10 protein-coding genes are annotated in these 11,244 nt (G+C 65.3%); 7 read left to right on the forward strand and 3 right to left on the reverse strand.

The window, feature by feature from the left end; genetic code table 11:
- Position 1 precedes the first annotated feature (1 nt).
- The 5 genes from AKJ09_RS43205 (at position 2) to AKJ09_RS43225 (ending at position 6,274) form a co-directional block, all read left to right on the forward strand.
- Positions 2 to 769: an enoyl-CoA hydratase/isomerase family protein gene (locus tag AKJ09_RS43205; RefSeq protein WP_146653692.1), complete on the forward strand. Its 768-nt coding sequence runs from the start codon at positions 2 to 4 to the stop codon at positions 767 to 769.
- 332 nt (positions 770 to 1,101) lie between these two features.
- On the forward strand, positions 1,102 to 1,968 hold the full coding sequence (locus AKJ09_RS43210) for a response regulator (RefSeq protein ID WP_146653693.1): 867 nt from the start codon (positions 1,102 to 1,104) through the stop codon (positions 1,966 to 1,968).
- Positions 1,969 to 2,087: 119 nt separating this feature from the next.
- Positions 2,088 to 3,233 (forward strand): FIST signal transduction protein, encoded by a 1,146-nt coding sequence (locus AKJ09_RS43215; RefSeq protein WP_146653694.1) that lies wholly within the window; start codon positions 2,088 to 2,090, stop codon positions 3,231 to 3,233.
- Between the two features lies 1 nt (position 3,234).
- On the forward strand, positions 3,235 to 5,358 hold the full coding sequence (locus AKJ09_RS43220) for an ATP-binding protein (protein WP_146653695.1): 2,124 nt from the start codon (positions 3,235 to 3,237) through the stop codon (positions 5,356 to 5,358).
- Between the two features lie 274 nt (positions 5,359 to 5,632).
- Complete coding sequence (locus AKJ09_RS43225) at positions 5,633 to 6,274, forward strand: response regulator (protein ID WP_169928343.1); 642 nt, start codon at positions 5,633 to 5,635, stop codon at positions 6,272 to 6,274.
- 68 nt (positions 6,275 to 6,342) lie between these two features.
- On the opposite strand, the gene AKJ09_RS43230 is transcribed toward AKJ09_RS43225, so the two are convergent.
- Positions 6,343 to 7,020 (reverse strand): tryptophan 2,3-dioxygenase family protein, encoded by a 678-nt coding sequence (locus AKJ09_RS43230; RefSeq protein WP_146653697.1) that lies wholly within the window; start codon positions 7,018 to 7,020, stop codon positions 6,343 to 6,345.
- Positions 7,021 to 7,228: 208 nt separating this feature from the next.
- On the opposite strand from AKJ09_RS43230, the gene AKJ09_RS43235 reads away from it, so the two are divergent.
- Entirely contained in the window at positions 7,229 to 8,575 is a 1,347-nt protein-coding gene (locus AKJ09_RS43235; RefSeq protein ID WP_146653698.1) for a hypothetical protein, read from the forward strand.
- A gap of 59 nt (positions 8,576 to 8,634) precedes the next feature.
- Here the strand turns inward: AKJ09_RS43235 and AKJ09_RS43240 are convergent, their stop codons facing one another.
- Positions 8,635 to 9,066 carry a response regulator gene (locus AKJ09_RS43240; protein WP_146653699.1) on the reverse strand — a complete coding sequence of 144 codons (432 nt, stop codon included), beginning with the start codon at positions 9,064 to 9,066 and terminating at the stop codon, positions 8,635 to 8,637.
- The gene (locus tag AKJ09_RS43245) at positions 9,063 to 9,467 is read right to left on the reverse strand and encodes a response regulator (protein WP_146653700.1); all 405 of its coding nucleotides are present in this window, start codon (positions 9,465 to 9,467) and stop codon (positions 9,063 to 9,065) included. Before AKJ09_RS43245 ends, AKJ09_RS43240 begins: the two co-directional genes overlap by 4 nt.
- A 368-nt stretch (positions 9,468 to 9,835) precedes the next feature.
- Here AKJ09_RS43245 and AKJ09_RS43250 point away from each other — a divergent pair, with 368 nt between their 5' ends.
- Entirely contained in the window at positions 9,836 to 11,230 is a 1,395-nt protein-coding gene (locus tag AKJ09_RS43250; protein WP_146653701.1) for a sigma-54-dependent transcriptional regulator, read from the forward strand.
- Positions 11,231 to 11,244: the final 14 nt, after the last annotated feature.

Consider the following 11,244-nt stretch of genomic DNA (forward strand, 5'->3'; position numbering starts at 1 on the left):
CATGCTCCACGTGGACCGCCAGGGGGACGTCGTCGTCTGGACGATCGATCGCCCCCAGGCGAAGAACGCCCTCGACCACGCGACGATCGGCGCACTGGCCGATGCCATCGATCGCGCGAGCGGTGACGCGTCCGTGCGCGCCGCCGTCCTCACGGGCGCCGGCGATGTGTTCGTCTCGGGCGGCGATCTCCGCGAAATGCGGGACAAGACCTCCGTCGCCGACGCCGAACGCTTCAGCGATCTCGGCTGGCATCTCATGCACGCCATCGGCGAGCTTCCCTTCCCCGTCGTTTGCGCGCTTTCAGGCCCGGCGATCGGCGGTGGCGCCGAGCTCGCGATGGCGTGTGACATGCGCGTTGCCGACGAGCGCGCGCGGCTCTCGTTCAAGCAAGTGCGCATGGGCGTGACCACGGCGTGGGGAACCGTCCCGCGCGTGCTCGCACTCGTGCCCAGCGGAGCCGCAGCCCGCCTGCTTTATGCCGGTCACGAAGTAAGCGCGGCCGAAGCCTTGCGACTCGGCTTGGTCGACGAAGTCACCGCGAACGATCAAGCCAAAGTCACCGCGCTCGCATGGGCGTCCGACATTGCCAAAGGCTCCCCCACGGCGATCGCCAAGATGAAGCGACTCGTCCGCGAGGCCAGCGCGAACGCGCGCGACGTGCGCGCGCTCGAACGAACGCTGTTCGCCGAAACGTGGAGCGGAGCCGATCACCTCGAAGCGGTCGAAGCCTACTTCGAACGACGCTCCCCACGTTTCTCGAATCGTTGAAGCGAGAGCGGCGCGACCACGCCCATCACCGCACATGCGCCTGCAGTCGCTGATGAGGCGCGCGCACGCGTAGACACGTAGACGTGCGTGATCATTGAGTCGTCATTTCGTGGAGTCCAGCGTCGCTGGACGCACGCGCGCGGCGGCATGGGCCCCGCGTCGATCGCTGTGTCCTCGCAGACACATCCTCCCTCCAGAGGATGGTCCTGCGCCATGCGTGCATCGATACTCGGAGTTCGTTCGAACGCCGGTCTGCGTACGGACGGCTCGCAACGCGACGGGTGGGGCCGTCTGCGTGCGCGGGTACAAGCCCACGTGTGGATGGAGGCTCGTTGGCGCAATCGATCCGTCGTGTCCTCGTTCTCGACGATGCAAACCCGCGGCGCACGAAGACGTGCGAGCTCGTGGAGCGTGAGGGCTACGTCACCGTCGGAGTGAGCGACGTACGCACCGCCGTCGATGCGCTCGACGACGACGTTCCGACGGTGCTCGTCTACGACGTCTCGGCACCTCGGAGCTGGCGTGAGGTGACGGCCGAGAACACGCTCTTGCGGACGCTCATCGACGGACGATGTCCGGTCGTGCTCTACGGAGATCGTCCGCCGGTCGAGTTCTCGGCGCTCGAACGTGCCGCACAGTCCGCGGCGCACATCTCTTCCGACGACGGAGGGCTGCGCCTCCTCGCTCTCTTGCGACGCCTCCTTCCGCCCGTCGTGGAGCGTCCAACCGCGCCCGTACCTCCCCATGCCGGCATCGACTCGGAGTTGTCGCGCGTCCGATTGCTTCTCGTCGACGAGAGCGAGTACACCCTCGAAGTCACGCAGGCGCGGCTCTCGGCGGTCGGCTTCGACGTGAGAATCGCAGTGGCGATCGGCGAGATTCGCTCGATCGTCACGCATTGGGCACCGAACATCATCGTGGCGGACGTCAGGCGCGCGGACCTTTCGGCAGCGGAGTTCGTCGCGCAGCTGAAGGCCACCACGCCGCGACGAGACATGGTCGTCGTGCTCTCGTCGAACCTGCCCGAGCCCGAGCTCCGGCGTCTTGCCTCCACCGCGGGCGCCGACGCCCACGTCTCGAAGAGCGACGGCATCGAAACCTACGTCGCGTCGCTTCGTGCGCTCGGCAAACGGCTCCACCACGCCGGGCCACCACGATCGGTCTCACCGCGAGCAACCTCGAAGGGACCTCGAGTATGACGAGTCGCCATCGCAAGAACGACCATGGGGGAGGAACGAGTGACGCGAAAACGCCTTAGAGCACAGCTTCCACAGCTTCCACACCGCCCTGCCACGTCCGAATCGGGAGGAGCCGCCTCATGGCGTCGATGGCCCTAGCATCGGCCCGTACGTCCGAGATGGATGAGGAGCGCGCGGCCGAAGCCATCTGCAGCCAGTTCGGCGCCACGCCCCCGAAACTCGTCACGTTCTTCGCTTCGCGCGACCGGGACCACCGTGCACTCAATCGCGCGCTGCGCCGGCGATTGCCTCGAGCACGCCTCGTTGGTGCCTCCACCAGCGGTGAAATCGACCGCGACGGGATCCACTCCGGCAGCATCGTGGCGTCCGCGCTTTCCGGCGACTTCGACGTCGGGGTCGGAGTTGGCCGCGACCTCTCGCGAGACGCTGTCGCCGCCGGCGCCACCGCGCTCTACCAGGCGTGTGCTCAGCTCGGCGTGCCCCCCGCAAACCTCGGCACGCGACACGTCGGAATGGTCGTGGACGACGGCTCTCGCGACAAGAAGGAGGAGTTCTTGATGGGCATGCTCGAGCCGAATCCTGCGCTCGTGCTCGTCGGGGGCGGCGCGGGTCGTCTCGACGAGGAACCTGCCTCTTCGGTCCTGCACGTGGACGACGAGGTCCTCGACGACGCGGTGTTCCTGCTTCTCTTCCAGACCGACGTGCGATGGGCCGCGCTCCGATCGCATGCCTACGTTCCGACCGGCAAGAAGTTGCTCGTCACCAAGGTCGATTCGTCGTTCGCTCGCGCGCTCGAGATCGACGGCCGTCCCGCCGCGGCTCGTTACGCCGAATTGCTCGGCGTGGACGTCACGGACCTCGGCATCGACAAACCCGCCGGGTTTGCGACGTGGCCGACCGCACGACGTATCGGTCGCGAGTACTTCATCCACGGCCCGTCGCGCCCACTCGACGACGGTTCCATCCTCTTTTCGAATCTGCTCTCGGAAGGCACCGAGCTCGAGCTCATGCAGCTCGACGATCTCGCGGGCTCGACGGCCCGCTTTCTGCGCGAGGAAGTTCCGGCGCGGGTCGGTCCGCCCGCCGCCGCCTTCGTCTTCCACTGTCAGCGGTGCATGAGCGTCGCCGAGACTCGAGGAACGACCCAAGACGTCTCGCGGGCGTTCCACGCGGCCCCGGTCGTCGGCATGAACGCGTATCTGGAGGTCTATTGCGGCTTCCAGATGACGAGCACGCTGACCGCCCTCGCCTTCGGGAGCTCCTGACTTGGGCAGCACTTACCCTCCCGCGATTGGGCCGGCCCCGAGGGTCGTCGTGGTCGCCACCGATTCGGAACGCGATGCCATCGCCGGCGTGCTCGGGCGCGCGGGCTTTCTTGCCGAAACCGAGGTCGTCTCGACCGATGAGGAGCTTGCACGATCGCTGGCGGGCACCGTCGACGTCATCGTGTGCGCCGACGTCCTGCCTGGCTTCGGCATAGGCGACGTGAAAGCCAGGTGCGCGGCCGAAGGCAAGAAGGTGCCGCTCGTCGTCTACACGCCCGAGCTTCGAGACACGTCGGTGCGTATGGCGGCCAAGCTCGGCGCCGCCGACGTGGTGGACGCTGCCGGCCTCTCACGCCTGCCGCTCGTTCTCGCGCGCGAGATTCGCCGCGCACGAGAGAGTGTCGCGGCCTCGGCGCGCGGCTCGCTGCTCGAGCGCGTCGTCGACGCGATGCCGTTCGTCGTCTTCGTCAAAGACGCCTCCGAGCGACGTCTCGTCGTGGCCAATCAGACCTTCGCCACCACGTTCCAGGTCACCAAGGAGTGGCTGCTCGGCAAGAGCGACTTCGAGCTTTTTCCCAAGGAACAGGCCGAGTCGTTCATCGCCCAGGACTCCGATGTGCTCGCGGGCAAGTCCCTCCGGATCTTCGACGAGGTGGCCCGAACGGCTGGGACCGACCGCATCTATCGCTCCCTGAAGGTGCCCCTCCTCGACGACCGTGGCGATGGTGAGTACCTGCTCGGCGTCGCCGAGGACGTCACCGAATCGCGACGTGCCGTCGAAGTCCTCAAGAAGTCGCATACGATCTCCGCTCGAACGCTTGCCAGCTACCAGCGCCGCGCGCAGAACATGGAGATCCTTCGCCAGCAGAACGAGGACATCGAGAGGCTCACCGCCGAGCTCGAACGCGCACGACGACGCTCCGAGGAGGGGCCCGCACACGAGGGCGACACGCGCAGTCGCGTCGACAGTGCGTTCCTCGCCAACGTCTCCCACGAGATGCGCACGCCCCTCAACGGGATCCTCGGCTACTGCGACCTCGTCCTCCGCGAACAGGGCGAGCGCCTGACGCCCGACGGACGACGCGACCTCAACGTCATCGAGCAGAACGCACGGACGTTGCTCGGCCTCGTCAACGACCTCCTCGATCTCTCGAATCTCGAGGCTGGTCGCGTGGACGTCGTCACCGAACCCATCGAGCTCGACGTCCTCCTCGACGAGTGCATGGAGACGACCTTTCTCCTCCTTCGAGGGAGGGAGATCGCGCTCGTGGTCGACGTTGCACCCGAGGTACGCGAGATCGCGAGCGACTCGCTCAAGCTGCGCCAGATCCTGGTCAACCTCCTCTCGAACGCCGCCAAGTTCACCGAGCGCGGGAAGATCACCGCATCCGCGCGCGCCGACGGTGACGCGCTCGTCGTTCGCGTGCAGGACACGGGTACCGGCATCGCCGAAAGCGATCTTCCGTTCCTCTTCGACAAGATGAAGAAGGTCGATGGAGCGCGGCCGCGCCACCTGAGCGGGCGCGGCCTCGGGCTGCCTCTCGTCCGCGAGCTGGTCCACGTTCTTGGCGGCAGGGTGCAAGCCGAGAGCACGTTGGGCCGCGGCTCCACATTCGAGGTTCGCCTACCTCGCGTCGTGCGCGCCGCGGCGAGCCGGCTCTCGGAGAAGCGTACGAGCGAGCTCCCACGCTTGCTTTATGTCGACGACTCGGCCCAGAACCGCGACATCCTCAGGCGCATCCTGGCGGGAACGTTCCAGATCCTCGAAGCGGAGGATGGAGAGCAGGCTGTCGAACGCGCCGTACGGGACATTCCAGACCTCGTCCTCATGGACCTCGCCCTACCCCATCTCGACGGCTGGGAGGCCACACGACGCCTCAAGGCGCATCCCCTCGTCTCGCACGTGCCGGTCATCGCGGTCAGCGCGTTCGTCAGCGGCGACGCGCGAGAGCGTGCGAAGCTCGCAGGCTGCGTCGCCTACCTCACCAAGCCGCTCGAACGCGATCTCTTGATCGCGACGGTGAGGCGTCACCTAGCGAGCAACGAGAACCGACAACCGACAACCGACAACCGACAACCGACAACCGAGGCAACGAGGCAACGAGAAACGGGCAACGAGACATGAGAAATGAGGCGTCTCTGCCCTGCTGCAAGATGCGGCACTACAGCGCACGCGGTTCTTCTTGCTACCGACAGAATCCGAGTCAAAGCTGCGGACCTTCGCCGCGTCGTCTTCCTTCCGTGAAGGTCTCTGTTCGGGCGGCAACGTAGAGCGACTGATATTTCGTGAATAATTTCGCTGCAATCGGCGTGAGGCTAGACGCCGTAGACGCCACACGTCGTTCGTTTTGCTGCTTTCACGGCAGCTATGTGCAACCTTCTTTCGTTCGGTGAACCCGGTGGGATCCCTGCTCGTCGTCGAGGATGATGATGCAACGCGCCGCTGTCTTGGTCGAATCGTCACCCGCTATCGCGTCGTGCGTTTCGCGTCCTCGGTCGACGAGGCTCTGGGCCTGCTCGAGAGCCGCACGGACTGGTGCGGCATACTGGTCGACCTGAATCTGGGACCGCGAGCCAACGGAGGCTTCGAGATCCTCGAGCGCGCCCGTGAACGCTTCCCAGACGTGCCGTGCGCGCTCGTGACCGGGCAGATCGAGGTCGCCGTCGTCAACCGAGCCGCCACGATGAACACCGCGGTCTTCGGCAAGCCGGTTGGCGAAGCCGAGCTCGGCGCGTTCCTCCGGCGCGTTATCGCGCGCGACCACGCCTTCCAGACCTCGCTCGCCACGCGTCTCGAGGCGCTCAGCGCGGAGTGGAAGCTCTCGCCGCGCGAATACGAGATCGTCGCCTGGCTGGTGGCGGGGCAGACACGTGACGCCTACCTGCTTCGTTCGGGCATGGCCGAAACCACCTTCCGAACGCACATGAAACACATCTTCCGGAAGGCCGGCGCGTCGAGCTTCGCGGAGCTCCTCAGCCTGGCCCTTCGCCGGCTCTTCTCGAACGAAGAGCTCACGACCAACGACGACGCCCGTTCGTAGGCGCCGTTCGTCGATCGCGAGCTCTGGGGGTTACGCCGCTCGGGGCGCGCTCGGGATCGGTGTCGCGATCAGGTCTTGAGCTCGCCCGGCGCGAAGTCGCTGAAAAGCGCCTCGCGGGCACGCCAAATCGTCGGGAAGAACATCTTCTTCGCGTTGTTCTCGAGCAGCTCGATCGGGTTGCCCTTCAGGCTGGGCGTTCCCGCACCGATGATGCGCTTGACCAGCTGGAGGTGGCGGAAGCGGAAGTTCTGGAACGCGTCGTCGATGTCGAGCATCGCCTCGGCGATGGCCCACATCGAGCGGTCCTTCTGGGGATCGCGAACCAGGTCTTCCGGTGTGACCTTGCGGCGCTCGCAGGCGCGTTCGAAGGCCTCGACGACCTTCTTCGAGTTGCGAAGCAGGCGGTTGAAGCCTGGTGACTCGAGGCCCGATCCGTGGCCGAGGCCCTTGCGGATCGAGAAATACGCGAGCGGCGCCATGGTCTCGAGCAGACGCATCTGCTCGGCCATCAGCTTTTCGAACACGTAGATACGGTGGAGCGCCGCACGAGCGCCTTCGAGCTCGTCGCGGTCGATCTGGGCCACGAACTTGGTGATCTCCTCGTCTGCGCACTTCATCCAGAGCTCTTCCACTTGGTGGACGCTCTGGAAGAGGAGTTCGTCTTCGTGGGTTCGCGTTTCTTCCGGCTTTTGAAGGCTCAGAAGCTCGGGGACACGCAGGTAGCGTTCATACTCGGTCAGAGGCATGGGGGCAGCACCTTTGTGCACGGCTCGCAGGGCCCCGGTGGCCGCATTAGGTGACCCGCGGTGACTCGCGGTAACTCGCGGCGGCTCGCGGCGGCCAATTCCTTCGAACGGACGAAGGCAAAGAAATCGGCTCCGTGCGGGCCAAGGGCTTATCGCGCGCGCACGGCGGTTGGCAAGTCACCCCTTGCTTTGGCAAAGTTCGGAAATCGTGAAAAACCGCTCGCGCTCAGCGCGCAACCTGGGAGCCGTTCTCCTCCTCGGCACCCTCGGCACCGTGACCGGCGCCTCCCTCATGACCCAGACCGGGTGCCGCTCGCATCCGCCGGACCCCACTGCAGGGCCTCAATCCCAGGCAATTCCGCCCTCGGCGCCGCCTCGACCCAGCGCGTCGGAAGCGCCCACTGACGCAAGCGCGGCCATCGTGCCCAACTCCGACTCAGGTGGGCCGACGTCCGACCCTGGCGCCGACGAGAAGCTCGAAGGGGCCCAGTTCACCAAAGAGGTCCAGGCCGCATTCCGCGTGGCGGGTTGCGCAGGCGACGACTCGTTCATCCCGCCCAACATCGACAAGGCGGTGGTCGACAAGCACTGCGCGGCGCTCAAGCCGGCGTTCGCCGAGTACAAGAAGGAATGGCTCGACGTCGCGATGCCGTTCATCGCGAAGCTCCGCCCCGCCAATCTTCCGACCACGGTCGTGTATCCGTTCGGCGGCGGCGATCTCGTGAGCGCGCTCGCCACCTACCCCGACGGGACCGAGTTCAACACGATCTCGCTCGAGACCGCAGGTGACGTTCGCGGCGTTCTCAAGGCGGACAACAAGCGCCTCGCCCGAGAGCTGGCGACGCTCCGCGACCACCTCGGCAAGCTGTTCCTCAAGGCCCATAGCCGTACGATCAATCTCGACATCGAGACGCACGGTGCGATCCCCGGTGAGATTGCCTACACGATGGCCGCGCTCGCCATCCACGGCTTCGAGCCCGTGACGCTCCGCTACTTCTCGTTCGAGCCCGACGGCACGATCCACTGGCTCACTGCCGAGGACATCGCCACGGCCGAAAAATCCGGCAAGACGGGCCGCGCAGGTCCGTTCGCGAACGCCGAGATCCGCTTCAAGAAGCCGGGCGAGTCGAAGATCAGGTTCCTCCGCCACGTGGCCTACGATCTCTCGAACGCGAACCTCGCCAAGCAGCCTGGCTTGCTCAAGTACCTCGAGACGAAGCCCAAGGCCTCGACGATGACGAAGGCGGCGAGCCACCTTCTCTGGGACGACGCGAACTTCTCGACCATCCGTAACTGGCTCATGACCCACACGGACTGGATGATCTCCGACACCACGGGCGTACCGCCGCGCATCGCCAAGCAGTACGGCTTCGTCCAGGATGTCTACGGTCAGTACGAGTGGCCGGAGCCCTTCGGCACGGTGAACAACAAGGACGCCACCGAGTTCCACAACCTCTTCAAAGGACACGAGCCCATCTCGTTCCGGTACGGCTATCCGGACAACAAGAGCCACGGCCACATCGTCGTGACGCGTAAGCCCGACATGAAGCCCTGACCGCCCGCGGTCGCTTTCGTCACGCTTCAGTCACGCTTCAGTCACGCTTCAGTCACGCTTCAGTCGCCCGCGCTTCGAGGCGGAAGGCGCCGTACCTTGGTGCGCGCGCCTTTCGCGTTTTGTTCGTCCAGGATCTCACCCACCACCTTCACCAGACGGTCGCGGTCGAGTGGCTTCTCCATGAAGGTGGTGCCGTCGAATCGATCGATGGCCTCACGCGCGGCATCGTCGGCGTGCGCCGTGATGACGAGGAAGGGCGCGTCGACGCCCGCCGTGCGGGCCATGGCGACGACGTGACTCCCCTTGAGTCCCGGCATGTGGATGTCGGTGACGATGAGATCGAAGCGAGAGTCGCGCGCAAGCAAATCGAGCAGCTCGAGCCCGCTCTCGACCTCGAGGATCGTGGCACCGAGCTTCTTCAGCTGCATCCCCACCCACGCCCGAACGTCGGCGTCGTCGTCCGCGACGAGAACCCTCGCTGGCCGCATCATCCGCTTGCCCCCACGACTTCGTCCACGGTCGAACAGAAACGGAAGATGTCGAACGGCTTGGTACAGACCATGGCATCCCAACGTGCCGCCTTGTCGTTCGTCTCCTCCGTCTCGAGGCCCGTAATCAGGATCACGGGAATGTGACAACCGTCACGCCGAAGGTCTTCGATCACGTCGAAGCCGTTCAGGCCGGGCATCGTCACGTCGGAGATGATCGCCGATGGCACGCGGACCTCCTCGTCGTCGAGTGTCCAACTCTGCACGGTCGATCGCAAGTAGCCGAGTAGCTCCACCCCATCAGCCACTTCGATGACTTCGTATCCGCGTCGCCTGAGGCGACTCGCCAGCAGCGTGCGCATGTCCACATCATCGTCAGCGACCACGAGAATCTTGGCGCTCATCAGAAACCTCCGAATCGACAAGGCGATGGCGGCGCAATCGACGGGGTGGGACGTCGATCGACCGCCGGAGAGACGCTCGGGCCATGCAGCACATATGCCGCAAGGGCGACCTCGGAAGATGCCGAGCTCGCGCCACGCACGAGCCTTCGGGCGTGATCGCACGAGGATGATTGAGATTTGTCGTCAGGGTCATCCGCACACGCGTGCGCAGCTCCGCAACCGTAGGCCTGCGCGCGTGCATCGATCCTCGGCAACTCGTGGCTCGCACGGCCTCGAGTAGCGGGACTATTTGTCTCCCTAAAATCGGATAAAAGGCCCTAGATCCAAGCACTTGCACTGCTAGGATTTCGAGCTCTGGAGTAATGAGAATGATCCGAATCCTCGTTGCAGACGACGACAGCAGTGTTTGCGAGCTGATCAACGTTCGCCTCAAGGCACGCGGCATCGAAGTCTCCTGGCGGACTTCGGCCGACGAGGCCCTTGCGGCGATCGCGACGGAGTCGTTCGACGTACTCGTCACCGATCTGAGCATGCACGGCATGAACGGTCTCGAGCTCTGTGAGCGCGTGGCCACGAACCGACCGGACTTGCCGGTCATCGTGATGACCGCTCATACGAACGTCGAGAATGCGGTCGGTGCGCTCCGCTCCGGTGCGTACGACTTCATCACCAAGCCGCTCGACATGGACGCGCTCTTCTACGCCATCGAGCGCGCGGCGAAGCATCGGGCACTACAAACGGAAGTGAAGCGTCTCGAACGCGCCTTGTCGGCCTCGCACAGCTTCGACGAGCTCATCGGAACGAGCCCAGCGATGGTGAAGCTCTTCGACATGCTCCGCCGCGTCTCCGATCTCGACGCGTCCGTGCTCATCGTCGGCGAGAGCGGCACCGGCAAGGACCTCACCGCGCGCGCACTTCATCGCAACAGCAAGCGCGCCGAAGGTCCGTTCATCCCCATCAACTGCGCGGCGGTGCCCGAGCAGCTCATCGAGAGCGAGCTCTTCGGCCACGTGAAGGGCGCCTTCACCGACGCGAAGGCGGACCACGCAGGCCTCTTCGTCGAGGCGAATGGCGGAACGATCTTCCTCGACGAGATCGGCGAGCTCCCGCTTCGCCTGCAGCCGAAGCTTCTCCGCGTCCTTCAGGAAAAGACGGTGCGCGCCGTCGGCGGCAAGAGGGAGATCCCGGTCGACGTCCGCATCATCGCGGCGACCAACCGCGATCTCGAGAGCGCCGTCGAGGAAGGAACCTTCCGCGAGGACCTCTTCTACCGCATCAATGTCATCCAGGTGGAAGTGCCCCCGCTCCGCGGTCGAGGCGGCGACGTCCTGCTTTATGCACGTCACTTCGTGGAGCAGTTCGCGGCTGCCATGGGCAAGAAAGTCTCGGGCGTCTCGAGCGTCGCGGCCGAAAGGCTGCTCGCCTACTCGTGGCCGGGAAACACGCGTGAGCTCCAGAACTGCATCGAGCGCGCGGTTGCCCTCACCGACTACGAGGAGATCACGGTGGACGACCTTCCGGAGCGCGTCCGCAACTACCGTCGGTCCGACGTCATCGTCGCGGGCGAAGATCCCACCGAGCTCGTGCCGCTCGAGGAGGTCACGCGCCGCTACATGACCCGCGTGCTCGAGGCTTGCGGAGGCAACAAGACCCTCGCGGCGAAGATCCTCCAGGTCAATCGCCGCACGCTGACGCGCAAGTTCTGTGGCGAAGGCAAAGCGGCAGCCGCGTCATCGACGAGCATTCTCGAGGAGACGTCCTGACGCCACCTGCTGAC

The sequence above is a fragment of the Labilithrix luteola genome, assembly GCF_001263205.1.
Lineage (GTDB): Bacteria > Myxococcota_A > Polyangia > Polyangiales > Polyangiaceae > Labilithrix > Labilithrix luteola.